At 48.4% G+C, this 18,490-nt stretch carries 15 protein-coding genes and 2 pseudogenes; 3 read left to right on the forward strand and 14 right to left on the reverse strand.

All coding sequences use genetic code 11. From position 1 onward, the window contains the following. Window positions 1-267: 267 nt before the first annotated feature. The 6 genes from RQN30_RS01810 to RQN30_RS01835 all read right to left on the reverse strand — a co-directional run bounded on the left by RQN30_RS01810 (window position 268) and on the right by RQN30_RS01835 (window position 5,398). Complete coding sequence (locus RQN30_RS01810; RefSeq protein WP_353061011.1) at window positions 268-981, reverse strand: hypothetical protein; 714 nt, start codon at window positions 979-981, stop codon at window positions 268-270. Further along, window positions 978-1,322, reverse strand: coding sequence for a hypothetical protein (locus RQN30_RS01815; protein ID WP_353061012.1), 345 nt, complete (start codon window positions 1,320-1,322; stop codon window positions 978-980). The genes RQN30_RS01810 and RQN30_RS01815 overlap by 4 nt, the downstream gene beginning before the upstream one ends. A 38-nt stretch (window positions 1,323-1,360) precedes the next feature. Further along, window positions 1,361-1,834, reverse strand: a complete 474-nt coding sequence (coaD, locus tag RQN30_RS01820) for a pantetheine-phosphate adenylyltransferase (RefSeq protein WP_353061013.1) — start codon at window positions 1,832-1,834, stop codon at window positions 1,361-1,363. 175 nt (window positions 1,835-2,009) lie between these two features. Beyond that, window positions 2,010-2,573, reverse strand: coding sequence for a 16S rRNA (guanine(966)-N(2))-methyltransferase RsmD (gene rsmD / locus RQN30_RS01825; RefSeq protein WP_353061014.1), 564 nt, complete (start codon window positions 2,571-2,573; stop codon window positions 2,010-2,012). A gap of 546 nt (window positions 2,574-3,119) precedes the next feature. Further along, on the reverse strand, window positions 3,120-3,698 hold the full coding sequence (locus tag RQN30_RS01830; RefSeq protein WP_491608681.1) for a helicase-related protein: 579 nt from the start codon (window positions 3,696-3,698) through the stop codon (window positions 3,120-3,122). Further along, window positions 3,617-5,398 carry an ATP-dependent DNA helicase RecG gene (locus RQN30_RS01835; protein ID WP_353061016.1) on the reverse strand — a complete coding sequence of 594 codons (1,782 nt, stop codon included), beginning with the start codon at window positions 5,396-5,398 and terminating at the stop codon, window positions 3,617-3,619. The genes RQN30_RS01830 and RQN30_RS01835 overlap by 82 nt, the downstream gene beginning before the upstream one ends. 341 nt (window positions 5,399-5,739) lie before the next feature. Here RQN30_RS01835 and rpmB point away from each other — a divergent pair, with 341 nt between their 5' ends. Together rpmB and RQN30_RS01845 are read left to right on the forward strand one after the other, a co-directional pair. Continuing rightward, entirely contained in the window at window positions 5,740-5,931 is a 192-nt protein-coding gene (gene rpmB, locus RQN30_RS01840; protein ID WP_309957359.1) for a 50S ribosomal protein L28, read from the forward strand. A 962-nt stretch (window positions 5,932-6,893) separates the two neighbouring features. Then, window positions 6,894-8,369, forward strand: coding sequence for an amino acid permease (locus RQN30_RS01845; protein WP_353061017.1), 1,476 nt, complete (start codon window positions 6,894-6,896; stop codon window positions 8,367-8,369). Between the two features lie 505 nt (window positions 8,370-8,874). On the opposite strand, the gene RQN30_RS01850 is transcribed toward RQN30_RS01845, so the two are convergent. From RQN30_RS01850 to leuC, 5 genes and pseudogenes are all read right to left on the reverse strand, one after another. After that, on the reverse strand, window positions 8,875-9,414 hold the full coding sequence (locus tag RQN30_RS01850) for an NADPH-dependent FMN reductase (protein WP_353061018.1): 540 nt from the start codon (window positions 9,412-9,414) through the stop codon (window positions 8,875-8,877). A 298-nt stretch (window positions 9,415-9,712) separates the two neighbouring features. Further along, window positions 9,713-10,923, reverse strand: a pseudogene (locus RQN30_RS01855) (D-alanine--D-alanine ligase family protein). A 121-nt stretch (window positions 10,924-11,044) separates the two neighbouring features. After that, window positions 11,045-12,367, reverse strand: a complete 1,323-nt coding sequence (gene murA, locus RQN30_RS01860; protein WP_353061019.1) for a UDP-N-acetylglucosamine 1-carboxyvinyltransferase — start codon at window positions 12,365-12,367, stop codon at window positions 11,045-11,047. A gap of 211 nt (window positions 12,368-12,578) precedes the next feature. Continuing rightward, window positions 12,579-13,175 carry a 3-isopropylmalate dehydratase small subunit gene (gene leuD / locus RQN30_RS01865; protein WP_353061020.1) on the reverse strand — a complete coding sequence of 199 codons (597 nt, stop codon included), beginning with the start codon at window positions 13,173-13,175 and terminating at the stop codon, window positions 12,579-12,581. Window positions 13,176-13,263: 88 nt separating this feature from the next. After that, window positions 13,264-14,667 (reverse strand): 3-isopropylmalate dehydratase large subunit, encoded by a 1,404-nt coding sequence (gene leuC / locus RQN30_RS01870; RefSeq protein ID WP_353061021.1) that lies wholly within the window; start codon window positions 14,665-14,667, stop codon window positions 13,264-13,266. Between the two features lie 294 nt (window positions 14,668-14,961). On the opposite strand from leuC, the gene RQN30_RS01875 reads away from it, so the two are divergent. Continuing rightward, window positions 14,962-15,693 carry an IclR family transcriptional regulator gene (locus RQN30_RS01875; RefSeq protein ID WP_353061022.1) on the forward strand — a complete coding sequence of 244 codons (732 nt, stop codon included), beginning with the start codon at window positions 14,962-14,964 and terminating at the stop codon, window positions 15,691-15,693. Between the two features lie 112 nt (window positions 15,694-15,805). On the opposite strand, the gene RQN30_RS01880 is transcribed toward RQN30_RS01875, so the two are convergent. From RQN30_RS01880 to RQN30_RS01890, 3 genes and pseudogenes are all read right to left on the reverse strand, one after another. Continuing rightward, window positions 15,806-16,657 (reverse strand): hypothetical protein, encoded by an 852-nt coding sequence (locus RQN30_RS01880; RefSeq protein ID WP_353061023.1) that lies wholly within the window; start codon window positions 16,655-16,657, stop codon window positions 15,806-15,808. Between the two features lie 88 nt (window positions 16,658-16,745). Continuing rightward, window positions 16,746-17,960: a radical SAM family heme chaperone HemW gene (gene hemW / locus RQN30_RS01885; RefSeq protein ID WP_353061024.1), complete on the reverse strand. Its 1,215-nt coding sequence runs from the start codon at window positions 17,958-17,960 to the stop codon at window positions 16,746-16,748. Between the two features lie 187 nt (window positions 17,961-18,147). Further along, a pseudogene (locus RQN30_RS01890) lies at window positions 18,148-18,485 on the reverse strand (class I SAM-dependent methyltransferase); the annotation flags it as partial. Window positions 18,486-18,490 lie beyond the last annotated feature (5 nt).

Here is an 18,490-nt window from a genome sequence, read left to right on the forward strand (position 1 = left end):
AATTCTCTGGAGCAATGAAAACAAAAATAAAATCACGCGCTGCACCTTCTTGGCGCGGCAAATCAGCAATCGATATAACATACGGGGAACGCAAGTCCATTTTTTATCTCCTAAATGTTCACTATGTTCAAAGGGAAGTCTGCAATGTGCACGGACTTATGAGTCGAAAATATTTTCCGAACTTTTTAATCCGAAAATATTGTTTGGGCGGTGAATGCCCTTGGGAAGCGAATGCGTAAATACCGGCGATTACGCCGCTATTCCTGATTAATCCCCGCGGTATTCTGTAAATTCCAGTTCTGGTACAAAATCATCAAAATCGTCGGGAAGCTTATCCGGCAGTGTTTCTGATTCAAGCGGCGGAACTGCGCCGGGCATGTTCGCACGCAGTTTTTTCACAGAATGCAAATTTGCATTATCCGGTGCAGCAGCTTGTTCAGGAACGGATTCTGCCGTCGGCGCTGTGAAGAATTGTTCCGGAGATTCTTGCTGCGCATTCGGTGCAGATATTTCTCCTCCTTGTATTTCTCCTCCTTGGACGAAATCTGCTGATCCGGATGCTAAATCCGCAATCTGCGCATATTTTGCCTGCACCGCTGCAAAATCTATCTCAGCGTCACCAGATTCTGCTTTGTGATCTCGGATATGAATTTCTGCTTCCTGATTTTCTGCCGCTGTCTGCCGATTTTGCATATGTTTTCCAGATTCACGCCGCGGAGTGTGCACTGTTGTTTGCTTCGAAAAATCAGCTGATCCTGATTCTGCAGCATATTCGGTCTGTGCTTCGCGGCGCTGTGCAAGTACATCCCGCCCAGCGTCAATCTGCACTTGGATTTGATGCAAGTACTCTTGTACTCCGCCAAGCTGCGCTGCAACTTCCGCTAAAGTTGCATCTGAATATTGGTTCGCCCCTGCAGTAATTCGGGCAGCTTTAGACTTCGCTTCATCTAAAATTTTCGCTGCCTGCTGGCGTGCTTTCACCGTAACTGAATCATGTGAAACCAGGTTTTTGCCTGCGCTTTCGCCTGCGAAATAATCTGTTTTGCTTTTTCACGCGCCGCTGCAACTACGCGGTCTGCATTATCGCGGGCAGTATCGGAAACTTTAGCCGCGTCCTGCAGCACATTATCAGCTTCAACAATCTGTGCCGGAAGAATACTATGCGCAGTATCAAGTAAATCAAGCATTTCGCGGCGGTTAATCAAAACGGAAGATGAAAGCGGCACAGATTTCGCATTCTCCACCATCACGGTAATCTCGTCGAGTACGGCGAGGAGGGATTCACCCGTCTCTGTTTCGTCGAACTGTTCGTATTCACTCATGATTTCCTACTTTCTTGCCGGACGCAAAATACCGTAATTTACCCAATCTTTTTCTGGATTGCTGCTGCCACATTCTTCGGCACAAGTTTATCAATCGGCCCATTGTATGCTGCAATTTCTTTCACATATGAGGAAGCTACATGCGACAGCGCAGAATCACTGAGCAAAAAAATCGTCTCGATACCGCTTAAATTCCGATTCAATAATGCCATAGTTTCTTCATTGGAAAAATCTGCGGAACCGCGCAGCCCTTTCACAATTGCACCCGCATTCCGCGCTTTCGCAAAATCTGCAATTAAACCTGAAACTAATTCCACCTGCACATTCGGAAGATGCATGAGTGCTTCGCGTGCCAGCTGCACTCGTTCGTTATTTTGAAACAGATAATTCTTCTGCGAATTCATTGCGACGGCAACGATCACTTCATCAAAAAGGTTCGCTGCACGCTCAATCACATCAATGTGACCAAATGTGATCGGATCAAATGACCCGGGGCAGATTGCAAGCTTCATGACTCGATTCTAATCTGTTTTGCGAAATAGTGCTGATTTATCGCGGCACTGGATATTTTTACTGTTGATTTATTTTCTATTCCGATTCTATTCCAGCTGGCATATCTTTTTGCAAACAACTTCCCATTTTTGCATTAACGCGATGAAATCGGCACTTTCCGATTGCTTCTCTATTTCACTTGTCGATATTTTCTCCGTAAATAGCGCTCCAAACCCGTGTGTCGCCCCATTTTCGCACATCGTCGAGAACAAGTTCTGCAGGCCAAATCGGTTCCGGGGCACGTTTTGCCCGCTCCACAATCACCATCGCATTTTGCGATAGAAATGGAATTAAAGCTGTTAAAACCTTCGCGAGCGCCGTCTCAGCCAAATCATAAGGCGGATCAATAAATACTAGGTCGTATTTTTGATTCACGATACGGCTTTCCAAATAAGTCTGCACTTTTTGATTTATCACAGTTGTATTAAATCCGAGTGTGCGGGCATTATCGTTAATAACTTTTGCTGCGGCTGAATTCATCTCCACGCATACTGCACTCTGTGCGCCGCGTGAGAGTGCTTCAAATGCGAGCGCGCCTGAACCGGCGAAGAGGTCTAGTACGGCGCAGTCTGCAAGATATCCATAATGTTCTAAACGGGAAAAAAGTGCCTCGCGCACACGTTCTGAAGTCGGACGTGTGCCTGACTTTGGAACATGCAAAATTCTTCCCTTTGCTTTTCCTGCCACGATTCGAGTCATTTGTGTTCCGCCTTGTTATTTGTCTGTATCTCGTTATTTGTCTCTATTTTCGCCGCTAAATATTTTATCCGCCCAGCGGTTTTAGATGGTTACCAGTTTTAGATTATTTCAATCTCAGGTAATTTTATGCGAGTTCAGATTCGGACAGTTATTTATTATTTATTTATTATTTGCAGCTGATTTTGTTTTTCGCCGGGCAATAGTGTTTCAGCATTCCCGCCGCGGAACTTAAATGTTTGCAGAACTTAAACATTTGCGGAATTTAAACGCTTCAGGATTTCTGTTTAATTATTTTGTGCAATTATTTTCGGTTAGCTATTTCCGCAGCGGTGTGCGTAATCGGCACTGTTTCAAAAACTGCATAAAAAATAAAAGGATGCACGCTTATCAGGAAATCAAATTACTGGGATATTGCGAAAACACTCATGCAACTGCCGTATTTTAAATATTTACCATAGATAATTTTAAACATAGATAATTTTGACCATAGATAATTTTGCACAGAAATGAACCAGAGAGAGAAAACAGCAAGCAAACAGCACCTGCTTAATCCCGTTCCAGATATTCAGTTTCATTTTGCGCAGCCCGCTTCGCAGCTGCCTGGGCTAATGCCGGATGTTCCGCGAGAACCGGATCTTGCATCACTAAAACAAACGCACTTTCTTTCGCTGCCGCAATTATTTCAACATCACGAACAACATCGAGAAATCGCAGTGCACTTTGAACTCCGGATTGTTCTTTTCCCAACACATTTCCGGCATTGCGCAGGCGGACATCCGCTTCCGCGAGAGCAAAACCGTCGTTAGTGGCAGCAAATGCGCTGAGCCGCTCAAATGCAGCAGTCCCCTCCGGAGCATGGTGGACTGCAAGACAAAGCGACTCGCGCGCACCTCGTCCAATTCTTCCGCGCAGCTGATGCAGCTGTGAGATCCCAAACCGGTCCGCATCTAAAATCACCATCATCGCCGCTTCCGGCACATCTACACCAACCTCAATCACCGTCGTGGCAATTAATAAGTTTGTTTTCCCGCTTTGAAAATCAACTAGTGCCTGCGACTTCTCAGCAGCCGGCATTTTCCCATGAAGCACCGAGATTTTCGCATTCTGCAAATCACTGTTCGCCAACAGCTCTTTGCGTAATTTTTCGACGGAAACCAGCTCGCGGTCAGGATCCGTACCAAATTGCGCAAACGGAATCGCCTGGGTAATTTCCCTCGCTGCACCGAATTTGCAAAATCTGCAATATTATCTGCTTCATCAGATCCGACATTTTCCGCTGAATCTTCAGAAATCCGCGGGCAAACAGCATAGACTCTCCCGCCTTTTGCAATCTCTTCACTGGCACGCTGCCAAACTCGCCGCATCCATGCCTCATTCCATGCCGGAACCAACATTGTCGAAATTGGTTTCCGCCCCTTTGGAAGCTCTTTCAGCGTGGAAACTTCCAAATCACCAAAAACCGTCATTGCAATCGTCCGCGGGATCGGCGTCGCCGTCATCACAAGCAGATGTACCCCCTGCGCCAGCTTATTCCGCTGATCTACCCCAAACCGATGCTGCTCATCAATCACGACAAGACCAAGAAACGGCAGCTGCACCCGATCTTCCAAAAGTGCATGCGTCCCAATAATCAGCTGCGCCTGCCCAGAAGCCATCCGGAAATATGCCTGTTTCTTCTGTGAAGGCGTCACCGATCCGGTAAGCAGTTCAACAGTAATAGCCTCCGACGGGGCGCCAATAGTACCGCCGAACGCAAGATCGCCAAGGAGCGCAGTAATTGAAGCATAATGCTGTTCAGCAAGTACTTCTGTCGGCGCAAGCAGCACCGCCTGCCTGCCGTTATCAATTACCTGCAGCATTGCCCGCAGCGCAACGATTGTTTTTCCGGTGCCGACATCGCCTTGAAGCAGCCGGCGCATTGGAGTCGCCTTGGCAAGATCTGAATCAATTTCAGCTCCGACGGTTTTCTGCCCCGCAGTGAGCGCAAACGGCAGCCGCGCATCGAAAATCTGCAGCGCCTTATTTTCCTGTTTCGGCGCCGCGGGAGCACTAAAACTGGCAGCCTGCACTGCGCGGGTTGCGAGAAGAGTCTGCAGCACGAAAGCTTCCTCATGCGCCATTCGCTTCCGTGCCTGCACCCATTCTGTTTCAGTTTGCGGCAGATGGAGCGAGCGCAAAGCCGGCGCGCGCGCCGGCAGCCCGTGCGCCTCCAAATATTCGGCAGGTAAAATTTCGGGGAAAGTGTGCTCGTTTACCAGCGGAAGCACTGCTTGCACCGCACGGGCAAGCTGCCAGGATGGCAGCTTTGCGCTCGCATGGTAAATCGGCACCGGTGCAGTAATCGCTGCGGTGTTAATTTCCGATTCGGCTTGCAGGACTTCATAATCCGGATGGGAGAGTTGGAGCTGCCCGCGGTATTCGCTAATTGTTCCGGAAAAGGTCGCAACTGTGCCGACTTTCAGCTTTTGTACATGAAACTGCAGCGGACGCATATTTCTCGCGAAAAAGGTTAGAGACAAATCGTGGGTGCCGTCGGTGATTAATACATGCAGAATGTATCCGTTCCGCAGATGCATTTGCCGAATATTTGTATCTGTTACTCGTGCAACTACTGTCACGGCTTGACCGATACTGACCCGTTCGATTGGCATTAGTTCTCCGCGTTTGGCAAGCCGAAAGGGCACATGTTCCAGCAGATCGTTCACGGTATGCAAGCCCAGTTTCGCAAGCGCATTCGCTGAGCGTTTCGAAACGTGTTTTTCTAATGGATTATCGACGATTGAGCGCTGTTCTCCGCTGAGTGCCGGCACAATTTTTTCGGTCATATTCCTAGCCTAGTTGGATTTACTAACTTGTTGGTACTATTTATGCTTATCTTCTGTTTATCTCATATCTGCGCGGTGCATTAGGTTATTTACGATATCTGCAGGCTACTTCATTGCTAAAATATTTCATTGCTAAAATATTTCATTGCTAAATTATTTCATGCGTATTCCCGGGCAGAATCGAAATTTTTCATTTTTTCAGCAATAATAGTGCCCAATACCACTAAGCCCGGCACAACTAAAGACTGGCTTCGGCGGTAGTTTTTCGATAAACTGCTTAAGTTGCAATCTCGAGATGCGCCTAGTGCGGTCTCGTTTTAACGAAAACGAAGGAGATAACCGTGGCCTCTGTATGTGACGTCTGCGGCAAGGGCCCGAGCTTCGGCAAGAGTGTTTCGCACTCCCATGTGCGTACTTCCCGCCGCTGGAACCCAAATATTCAGCGTGTGCGCGCGCTCGTTAAAGGTGCACCAAAGCGCTTGAACGTCTGCACTTCCTGCCTCAAGGCCGGCAAGGTAACGCGAAATATCTGATTGCGTGCCGATCTGCTGGCTTGCGCTTATCTAATTGAGCTGTAACTGGCAGCCGCATAAATCGCGAATGTCCTGCGTAAGAGTTGTTTTTCTCTTATGCAGGACTTTTTTATTCGCACTAATGAAGCAAGCATATTAATCATCTCGGCCTGAATAACACCAACTTTTTTCCCCCCGGCACACCAACGAAAAATCCGGTCATTAGCCCCACATTTTGTCTATTAACCCCAAAAATGCGAAAAGCCGTCAAACCCGATTCCGCCAGCAGTTGCGTATCCTCGCGCGAACTTTGCCACCAGTTACGTCAGTTCGTGCCCCTCTCAGCGCCGACGGGTGTAGTCCTGCAGTCCGAAAAATGCGAAAAGTTCTTTTATTTTGGGTCTAGTTTTGCCGGTTCCAAGCGGTGTTTTTGCACAGCGGTCAAGCTTGATCTATGCAAAAACACCGCTTTCCACCCAAATATCCACCAGCTTTTTATCCCACTAATCCGAACAAAAATACGAAAAGCCGTCAAACCCGATTCCGCCAGCAGTTACGTATCCTCGCGCAAACTTTGCCACCAGTTACGTGAACTCATAAACACTTTGCCACCACTTACATCAGCCCGCAGAAATCCCGCCGCCACTTACGCATGCCGGCATACTTGCCGCAGAAACAAAATATGAAGAGCCATTCAGCAACAAATAACACGATTATTCAACCTGAAAATCTGCCACTAATCCAAAGTCAATAACTTTTCTGCGCTAACCGCAATTTTTCCGTCTGCTCAAACAGCATGGAATCTGCAGTGCTTCATAAAATGGACTTCTGCACTGCAAAAAGAATTTCGATTAAGATTATTTCCACGTCAGCAAAGCGGCTGTGAAATCCGCATATCTGCATGTTTCACAGCCGGAAAAATAAAAGAACTATACACTGCCGGTTTACACTCACTGGCGGAATTGTATTTTACGGAGACACATATGGCAGCTACATTTAAACAGCAATGTACCGCAAAGGAACCACGCACCCATCTTGAACGGCGTCTTACGAGTGCCCAGATTTCAATGATTGCACTCTCAGGCGCACTCGGAACCGGCTTATTCCTTGGCGCTGGATCCACAATTAGCTTTGCCGGTCCAGCTACCGTAATTTCCTATATGCTTGCTGGTTCGCTTGCATTGGCTGTTGTCTGCGCGCTTGCTGAACTTGTCTGTGCACATCCAGTACCTGGCGGTCATGGTGCGATTGCAGCTTTCCATCTTGGAAAGCTTGGCGGTTACGTGACCCGTTGGAACTTTGCAATTACGATGCTCACTGCCGTCGGCGCCGAAGTAACTGCCACAGCTACGTACTTTCAGCATTGGTTCCCTGATCTGAATCTCGGTTTAGGTACGGTACTTTGCTCGGTATTTATTATTTCCTTAAACCTTGCAACTGTGCGGCTATACGGAACGGCAGAATATTGGTTCTCAATGATTAAAGTTACGGCAATCATAGTTTTCATTTTGCTTGGGCTCTCGGTGATTCTTTTTGGCTGGCCCGCTGACTCGAACCCGATTGGACTGAATTATCTCAGCAATGTGACTACCTCGGACGGTCTCAGCGGGTTCGCACCATATGGTATTTCCGGAATTTTGCTTGCCGCCTGCATGGCAGTATTTTCATTCGGAGGAATTGAAAATGTTTCCGTATCCGCAGCTGAAAGCGAACATCCGCAGCGCGATATTCCCCGCGCAGCCGGTACGATGATTTGGCGTTTGCTGATTTTCTATGTATTTGCAATTCTCGTGATTGCAGCGCTCCAGCCGTGGACTACTACCGTGGCGAACTCAGGTAATGCGGACGCTTCCCCATTCGTGCTTGTACTTGATGAAGTCGGAATCGCCGGCGCAGGGCATATTATGAATGCGATTTTGATTATCGCTGCACTTTCTGCCGCAAACGGCTGTCTCTACTCTGGATCGCGGATGATTCATTCGCTGGCACTCGATAAAATGGCGCCGAATTTCGCATCCCATACTTCAGATTCCGGCTCTCCGCGCGGAGCTGTTCTGCTCGCTACCGCGTGTTTCTTTGTTGCTTCTGCCCTTTCAATCTGGAGCCCAGATCACGCATTTATGATTCTCTACGGCTGTGCTACAGTTGGGATTCTTCTCACGTGGGTGCTGGTTATGGTGACGCATCTAAAGTTCCGTAAAGATTGGAATGTGCGAAAACTTCCGAAGCTTCGCGTTCGCTTATGGGGTGCACCGGTAACAAACTGGCTCGTAATTATGGCTTCCATCGCAATTTTCATTGCACTGTACGCATGTAATTTGCTGCCGATTGCGTTTTATGCCGGTGTTCCATACCTGATTATTCTGATTGGGTCTTATTTTATTCTCAACAAAATTCGTAAGCTGCCGCAGCCGACGAAACTTGAATTTGCAGCAAATACCGACGAATTAACACATTAAAATGGCTCTTCAAATTTTAGTTATGTTACTGCAATAAAGCTGGTGTTTGTTTGGGCGGAAACGGTGTTTTGCGTAAATCAAGCCTGACCGCTGCGGAAAACACCAATTAAACCCAACCAAAAGACCAAACCAAAAAGCTTTCTGCAAAAACGAAACCACCCACCCCACGGCACGCCCCCGCTGCTCACACAAACAAAATATGAAGCTCCGTTAAAATTTCCGCTGTTAAAAATTCGCGAGTTTCAAAATATGAATAAATAGCTTGTATCAGCTTGAATAAATTAAAGTTCAGGGAGCGGGATGAATCTGAGATTCGTTCCGCTCCCTGAACCGATTACGCTGCTGTGATTTGAACTGAAAATTGGGACAGCTTCCGCATATCGGCAAATGCCGATACCAGAAAATTAATCTCCAATTACGTCCGCAAGAATTTCACGCGAAAATCTCATCAGAAAATCTCACAAGTTTCGATAATTCAGCTTCACAGTTACAACTCAGTGAATATTCAGTTTTGCTCTGCCTGCACGAAGTTTACAAAAGCTTCAACCCAGCCCTTGAGGAACTCTTGGGTATCGGCATGAACTTCGCCCTCAGCGATGCCGGTGGTGAGTGCATTGATATATCCTTCCGGCTGCCCCATGACTTTAGTTCCGAAGAAAAGTAATGAAGCACGCAATGATTGCTGCGCTGCTGCAGTACCAATACCGGATGGTGAAGTACCGATGGTAGCTACCGGCTTACCTGCAAGAGCCCAGTCGCCGTATGGACGCGAAGTCCATTCAATAGCGTTATGCAGTGCTGCAGAATATGCCCGGTTATGCTCTGGAGTAATTAAAATTACACCGTCTGCCGAAGCTACGGTTTCTTTAAATTCACGTGCAGCCTGCGGGAAATCATTATCAAAATCCCGGTTGTACAATGGAAGTTCTGAAATCTTTGCTTCCACCATCTCAACATCTGCAGGTGCATTAGCGACCAGAGTTTCTGCAAGCCGACGATTCAGTGAGTCTTTGGAAAGCGAGCCAACGATATAAACAATCTTCATATTCAATCCTTTTCGAGAATTAGTCGGTCTGTCCAATATGGGAATCAAAATTTGCGTACCCATATTTCCCGATAATGACTTTATCAGTTTTTGTTTAATCGTCAACTATTTTCCGCGTGTGATATTCAACTTTGCAGAAATATTTAACCTGTAAGAAGCAAATCCCAATTTCCGCCGGTCAATCAATTTCTCAATCCATTTCACTGCAAATAACACAACAACTACCGAATACTAGCGTATTTGCTGCGCTCCGAAAAAGCGGAAATCCGCCCGCATATACCTGCCGATATTTAATTATTTAATGCAAACCGGTTCCACGTTCGAAAGCAAGCCCGATTAGCTCCTCAATCAGCTCACGATACTGCATCCCAGATTTTTCCCACATTACAGGATACATCGAAAACGGCGTGAATCCGGGCATTGTATTAATCTCGTTTACAAGTAAAGTTCCGTCGGCGCACAAAAACATATCAACCCGTGTGAGACCTTCACATTCAAAAGCATCAAATGCTTTCACTGCAAGCTGCTGCACACGTGCAAGATCATTTGCGGAAAGATTTTGCGGCGGAATATTCATCACCAAAGTTTCCGTCGCTAAATACTTATGTTGGAAATCATAAAACCCATCACTGGCTTTCTCAAAGGTAACTTCACCCGGAATAGCTGCACGCGAATGCCCGAGACCACGGCCGCCAAGCACCGCACACTCAATTTCACGGCCAGCAACCCCTGCTCAACCAGAACTTTCGGATCATGCTGCTGCGCTTTTTCCACTGCTGCAGCTACCCCGGAAATAGAATCAACCCGGGTAATACCAAGCGACGAACCCGCACGCGCAGGTTTTACGTATACCGGAAATTCCAGATTCGAAACTTGCCGCAGTACTTCTTCCCGGCCGCGCTCCCAGTTCTTCTTCGTAATCGCAACCCACGGGCTAACTTCAATCCCCCGGCTGCGCAGCACAAGTTTCATGAAATCTTTATCCATTCCCGCTGCAGAAGCAAACACACCGCAGCCAACATAAGGAATATTCGCCATTTCAAGCAAGCCTTGAACCGTTCCATCTTCTCCAAACGGACCATGTAAAAGCGGGAATGCCACGTCAATCTTTCCCAACAGTTCAACCTGCGGTTCCCCATTAACTCCAAGTGCGTCATGCACCCGCAGTACATCTTGACTTCCGTCGCCGGCAGCAAGCACAATCCGATCCGGATTTTCCGCAACCACTGTAGTCGCACCGTTTAGTTTCAACTTTTCCGGGTCAGTCTCACCAGGCACCCACGTACCGTCTTTGCGGATTGCAATTGAAAGCACTTCAAACTTTTCCGGATTCAGCACAGACATTACAGCGCCAGCTGTAGCACAGGAAATCGAATGCTCTCCAGAACGCCCGCCGTAAATTAACGCCACGCGCACTTTACTGTTTTTCTCATTATCCATATCTGAAATTCTATACTTATTTTCGGAAACGACACTGAACCCCGGACTGTGAATAAAGACCGCAGACATAAAAACCGCAAGGCAGATATTCTTACCAGGCAATCCTCCGCAACCAAATGCGAACAGCAAAACCCAACCTGTTTCGGTATTAATCTGCGAGAATAATCTGCTGCGCTAATCTCTGCTGCACTTAAATAATCTTTTCCGCCTCTGCACCCAAAGCTTTTAATTTCTGCATAAAATGCTCATATCCGCGGTTGATAATATCAATCCCAGCCACAATAGACTCACCTTCTGCAGTGAGCGCCGCAATTAAATGCGAAAAACCGCCGCGCAAATCCGGAACCTCAATCTGGGTCCCATGCAAACTGGTCGAACCCTGAATCACTGCCGAGTGGAAATAATTTTCACGGCCGAATCGGCAGCGCTTCGAACCAAGACATTCACTATAAACTTGGATGTGCGCACCCATTTTATTTAACGCTTCCACAAATCCAAAACGATTTTCATACACCGTCTCATGTACAATCGACACCCCTTCAGCCTGAGTTAATGCCACAACCATCGGCTGCTGCCAATCAGTCATAAATCCCGGGTGCACGTCAGTCTCAAGCGGAATAGACCGTAAGCTTCCGCCGGGATGCCAGAAGCGAATCCCGTCGTCGAAAACATCAAACTTGCCGCCAATTTTGCGGAAGATATTCAAAAAATTCATCATCGGTTCTTGCTGCGCACCAATAATCGTAATATCGCCTTTGGTGGCAAGCGCCGCACATGCCCACGAGCCGGCCTCGATTCGGTCACCCAATGCGCGGTGCCGAAATCCGTGCAGTTTCTTTACACCTTCGATATAGATTGTCCGATCAGTATCAACAGTAATCAGCGCTCCCATTTTCTGCAGCACAGCAATTAAATCCATAATCTCCGGTTCGATTGCCGCACCGTTTAACTCAGTTACACCCCGTGCGCGCACCGCAGCAAGCAGCGTCTGCTCAGTAGCGCCGACGGATGGATACGGCAAAAATACCTTGCGTGCAGTAAGACCTCTCGGCGCTGAAAGATGCAGACCGAAATCTGTGGGAGTGCGCTGCGCACCAAAATCTTCAAGCACCGCAAGATGAAAATCTACCGGACGATCCCCAATATGGCATCCGCCAAGATCCGGAATAAACGCTTCTCCGAGAGCGTGGAGCAGCGGACCGCAGAAAAGAATTGGAATCCGTGAAGATCCGGCAAGCCGTTCAACCTCAATCGGATCAGGAAGATGCAGCTCACCAGGAGTAATCGTAATCTCTCCGGCAGCCTGGTCGTATTCAACTTCGGCACCGTGAGCCCGCAGCAGCTGCGAAACCACATCAACATCACGAATCAACGGCACATTCCGTAAAACTGAAGTCTCTTCCGTTAATAAAGCAGCGACCATCGCCTTGGAAACAAAGTTCTTCGCGCCGCGCACAGAAATAGTGCCTTCAAGCGGCTTACCGCCCATTACCCGCAACTTTGTTCCACTCATCAACTCTCTCCTCGTCGGACACCAATACTAATTTACCTAGACAGTCTAACGCACGATACACTAAATACTGCCCTGAAGCAGAAAGAACTTTTCCCGCAAAATTTTCGGCAATGATTTTTCTGCGCTATTTCCCATTTTCTGCTTTTTCTGCTGCAGCGCCAATATTCAGGCAGCTAATTTGCCGGCAGATACAATCTTTTTCCGATGGAAATTACTTTGCCGGCAGAGTCGCCGGCTTAAATGCCGGCCGCTGCGCTTCGTATTGCTTAATTGCCGTTTCGTCACGCAGCGTAAGACTAATATCGTCCAGCCCTTCCAGTAAACGCCACTTAATATAACTATCTATCTCAAAACTGCACGTAAATCCGCCTGCCTGCACACTTTGATTTTCTAAATCGACGGTAACTTCAATCCCCGGCTGCGTCTCGAGAATTTTCCAAAGCTGCACAATATCAGATTCAGCAACCACACCTGCCACCAGACCGGATTTTCCTGCATTTCCGCGGAAAATATCAGCAAATCGCGGTGCAAGTACAACTTTGAAACCATAGTCCATCAGCGCCCAGACAGCATGTTCACGCGATGAACCAGTACCGAAATCAGATCCGGCAACTAATACTGACCCCCGTCGGTATTCCTCCCGATTCAATACAAAATCCTGGTTTGAACGCCATGCGGCAAATAATGCATCCGCAAAACCAGTACGCGCTACCCGTTTTAGATAAACAGCCGGAATGATTTGATCCGTATCAATGTTTGACCGGCGAAGCGGAACACCAATTCCCGTATGTGAAATGAACTTTTCCATAAAACTACTTTCTTACACATAATTTTTAATACTATTTCCACGCGAAAACAGCACATCAGCGCTGCAAAACGTTATTCCGAATTGAATGTCAGCTTAAATCTGTTAACGAGCTGATATTGCCGCGCACAGCCGTCGCTGCAGCTACAAGCGGAGATACGAGATGCGTCCGCCCTCCAGCCCCCTGCCGCCCTTCAAAGTTGCGATTTGATGTCGAAACACAACGCTCGCCGGGAGCCAATTGGTCTGGATTCATTCCCAAGCACATCGAGCAGCCGGCATTTCGCCATTCGGCACCAAAAGCAGTGAAAATTTTGTCTAAACCTTCAGCCTGAGCTTGCAAACGGACCCGAGCAGATCCAGGCACTACCATTACCCGCACCCCGTCTGCTTTGCGCTTGCCTTTCACGATATTCGCTGCTGCCCGAAGATCCTCAATACGGCCATTTGTACAAGAACCGATAAAAACTGTGTCGACAGCAATATCTCGAATCTGCATATTCGGCTGCAAATCCATATATTCAAGTGCCCGCAGCGCGGAAGCCCGCTGTGTTTCATCGGCAATATCTGCCGGATCCGGTACGCATCCGGAAATCGGCACACCCTGCCCCGGATTTGTGCCCCAAGTGACAAACGGTTCAAGCAAATCTGCATTGAGATAGATTTCCTTATCAAACACAGCATCTTCATCTGTTTGTAAGCTATTCCAGTATTCGACGGCAGCATCCCAATCTTCACCTTTCGGAGCGTGCGGACGTGCTTTCAAGTATTCGAATGTAACCTCGTCCGGGGCAATCATGCCGGCGCGGGCCCCTGCCTCGATTGACATATTGCAAATCGTCATTCGAGCTTCCATTGAAAGCTTGCGGATGGCTTCTCCACGGTACTCGAGCACGTATCCTTGTGCGCCATTCGTACCGATCTGTGCAATAATTGCCAAAATAATGTCTTTGGAAACAGTGCCCGATTTGAGAGTGCCATCAATATTCACTGCCATTGTTTTAAAAGGTTTCAGCGGAAGCGTCTGGGTAGCAAGCACATGCTCAACTTCCGAGGTGCCAATCCCGAATGCGAGCGCACCGAAAGCACCATGTGTGGAAGTATGAGAATCACCACAAACTATTGTCATTCCGGGTTGAGTTAATCCAAGCTGCGGACCAACCACATGCACAATCCCCTGTTCCAAATCACCGAGAGAATGCAAACGAATCCCGAATTCAGCAGCGTTCTTCCGCAAAGTCTCAATCTGCATCCGCGATGTAATATCAGCAATCGGAAGATCAATATTAACTGTTGGTGTATTGTGATCTTCTGTTGCGATAGTTAAATCTGGGCGGCGCACTTTCCGGCCAGCCAGACGCAGCCCTTCGAAAGCCTGCGGGCTCGTAACCTCATGACACAGATGCAAATCAATGAAAAGCAAATCCGGAGCGCCATTCTCACCCTGCTTCACAATATGATCCGCCCAAACTTTTTCCGCTAATGTTCTTGCCATGAGCTCCTCATTTCACCTTTGACTAAATTAAATTTCTGCAATTATGTTTTCGTGCCAGTAGTTTTGTATTCTGCTTCACGTCCCGTGCTTTCAGATTCCTGTTCCGGTATGTTCTTCTTTTACGCTCTGCCCGCAAATTCTGCAGCAGGCAAACGTTGAAGCCAATGGAAGTCCCAGCGGTGCAAGCAATTAGGTCTCATAATTACCGCAGCGAAACAACCGCTATAAAAATGCTGTCGTAAAATATTTTTCTCCACATTTGTGTCTCACTAAGTGATATGCCAGTATTGTTTCATGGACGGTTCAGAACAAGGAAGCGGCGTTGGCGTATTAGATAAAGCCGCACATGTACTTAGTGCGCTTGAAGCAGGTCCGCTTACGCTCGCACAATTGGTAACAGCAACAAATTTGGCACGCCCAACAGCTCATCGCCTAGCGGTTGCACTCGAATACCACCGCCTTGTGACACGGGACATGCAAGGACATTTCATTCTCGGCCCGCGGCTCACAGAACTTGCGTCGGCAGCCGGAGAAGACCGCCTGCTGGCAGCAGCCAACCCGGTACTGATTGCTTTGCGTGATCACACTGGAGAGTCTGCACAGTTATACCGCCGTCAAGGAGATCAAAGAATTTGCGTTGCCGCCGCAGAACGCACAATGGGGCTGCGCGATTCAATTCCTGTCGGCGCCACCTTGTCAATGCTTGCCGGATCTGCAGCGCAAGTACTTCTTGCATGGGAAGAACCCGAACGTTTACACCGCGGACTGCATGGAGCAAAATTCACCGCAACAGTTCTCTCTGCTGTCCGCCGGCGCGGATGGTCGCAATCTGTAGGGGAACGCGAAGCAGGAGTAGCTTCTATTTCCGCTCCCGTACGCGGACCTTCCGGGCATGTAATTGCAGCAGTATCCATTTCCGGCCCGATTGAAAGAATGGGACGCCAGCCAGGCCGTCTGCACGCCGCAGCAGTAATTGCAGCCGCAAACCGCTTGACTGAAGTATTAAAGCGTACCGACAGCATCTAATTTCTAATTCACAGCAAAACGGCCTCCGCCGAACGGATACCGAGTTAATAGCATCAAACACTGCAGGCCGCGCCGCGGCATTAGCTGCGCCAATTATCGGATCCGCAGATAATTATTTCCAATACGTTTCTGGAAGAAAATTTTCGACGGCGCTGCCAGCCGATTCAAGTTGCCGATAAATTTCCAGCAGCTGCGAATCAAATCCCGGATTTGCCGCAATTAAAGTAATGTGCGCACCTGTGATATGTACAGCTTTAAATCCGCGCATTTTCGCAATCCACTGGCGAAAATCTGATTCTTGATAGGATGCCGAAATTGCAGCAAGCGGCGCAGTCACATTCCACTCAGGTCCCCCATTAACTGCCGGAAAATCCTGATATTGCACTGCCTTTGCAGTATTTGCCGCAGTGCCTGCTCCGCCGGAAATATTGATCCGATCCCACACTTCCGCACTGTCAGTATCAGATACCGCTGCTGCAGCCGCTGGAGAGTTTTCCGCACTTCGCACAGTAAAAAGAATCTCCGGGCTGGAAAAAAGCTTCCCGTCGGCACGCTGCGGAACATCAAAAGTAAAATACAAATCCCTGCCGGATACGCTTTGCACTCCGCACGAACGCCAGTGCAAACCGCGGGTGCTGGAGATTAAATCCTGCGCCGCCAATCCATAATCCGAAACAGCACCGCTGCCGCCGCCATTGGCGTTAGCAGTATCGCTGGAAGCTTCAAAACCGGCAGGAATGAAAAATAGCTCGGTACCGGCAGGATTCTGCAGCAAAAATTGCACAGCACTATCGTCATATTCCCGATACGCGTATTTCTGTGCTTTCAGTTTGCCCAGCAGCTGCGCCCGTGAATCCCAATATCCGTTATTATTCCTGGAAAATAGTGCAGACAAACCATAAAGCAGCGCTCCGCCGAGCAGCACCCCGATCACAAGCGCAATATAGTAATCACCAATGTTCATTTATTTTCCCTCCAGCTTTTCCCAGCCCTTACCGAAAATTTTGCTCTTTTCTGCAAAATCCCGCACGAACATGCACAATTTTATTCCGCTATAAATCCATCCAAATCCCGCGGATAACCGAATCAGCCAGCAATCTTCCGCGCACCGTAAGTACCAGCCGATCTTCACGCAAAACAGCTTGCGGATCAATCAGCCCGTCAGCAATAAAACCAGAAATAGTCTCACGGCGCACACCAGCAGGCACTTTAATCCCGTCACGAAGCCGAATCCCAAGCATAATTGCTTCTTCCAACTGCTCTGTTTCGCACAAATTTTCATGCCCTTGCGCTGGGGTTTGCATCGGATTTCCTGCAAGCCGCGCGGCGTACGCAACCGGATGCTTCACATTCCAAAAGCGGGTTCCGTTGAAATGTGAATGCGCCCCCGGCCCGTATCCCCACCAGTTTGCATTTTTCCAATAATACAGGTTGTGTTTACATTCAAAACCCGGTTTTGCCCAATTTGAGACTTCATACCAGCGGTATCCAGCAGCTTCCAGAAAGTCATTTGCTTTTTCATAACGGCGGGCAAGTGCTTCTTCATCAGGCGCCGGAATTTTTCCGTGCGCAAGCTGCCTGCCCATTTTCGTACCCGGTTCGATTGTGAGCGCATACGCCGAAATATGGTTTGGTGCAAGCGCAATTGCCGTATGCAAAGATTCTTCCCAGTCAGTATCACTTTCACCGGGCGTACCGTAAATTAAATCAAGCGAAAAATTCAGTTCAAGCTCTTGTGCCCACTGTGCTGCGCGCGCAGCTTGCCCTGGAGTGTGTGCCCGATCAAGGGTATGCAATACGTTTTCGACGGCAGACTGCATGCCAAAAGAAATCCGGTTAAATCCAGCTTCTTTTAACGCGCGCAGCTTCGGATAAGTAATCGTCTCCGGATTAGCTTCCGTCGTAATTTCAGCGTTTGGTGCAAATCCGAAAACATTACGCAGTGCGTGAAGAATCTGCGTTAAACTTTGTGCAGCTAACAGCGTGGGCGTGCCGCCGCCGAAAAACACAGATTGCAGCAGACCTGGTGTTCCGCCGCGCTGAAGAACTTCCTTTGAAAATTCGATTTCTTTTACAACGGAATCAGCATAATCTGCCCGTCCTGCCCCTGCTCCAAAATTCGGATTGGTATAAGTATTGAAGTCACAGTACCCGCAGCGAATCTGGCAAAAAGGGACATGTATATATGCCGAAAATCCGGCGCCCGCATTCGGGTTTGGAATTTCTCCGTTTACCGGAAGCGGAGCACCTGCAGGAAGACTTGCCATCAGGCGCTCGAATCCGATTCAAAGTTTTGCAAATCTAACTTCCTTTTCGCACGCTGTGCTTTTAAGAAGCCGCTGCGCGAGCTGGGTTCACGCTCTCCCCGCGGTCTGCAAGCACTTCAATCCCGCGTGCAGCCGCATCCGCCCACGGATCTTGCGGAACTTTTGCAGCGAAAACTGGGAGCGAGTTCCGCACCGCAACAATATCGCGGGTAATTCTGCCAGCTTCAATCCCGCGTTCTTCAAACCGCGTATATACCCGCCCGGAAAAACGCGGAGCAAAACCGCCTGCATACAGTCCTTCATCTGCCGGATCAATATTTTCACCAGCATAACGCAAATCAAACCATGGCGACTGTGCAATCACATCACGCATCTGCCATGCATAGTTTGCCCAATCCGTAGCCATTCTCCACACGCCGCCCGGTTTTAACACGCTTGCCACAGTCTGGGTGAAGCCAGGCGAGACGATTCGGCGTTTGCGATGTTTTTTCTTTCGCCACGGATCAGGAAAAAAGTCCAGACTTCAGCAG

This window comes from Arcanobacterium hippocoleae (assembly GCF_040360365.1).
GTDB classification, from domain to species: Bacteria; Actinomycetota; Actinomycetes; order Actinomycetales; family Actinomycetaceae; genus Arcanobacterium_A; species Arcanobacterium_A hippocoleae_A.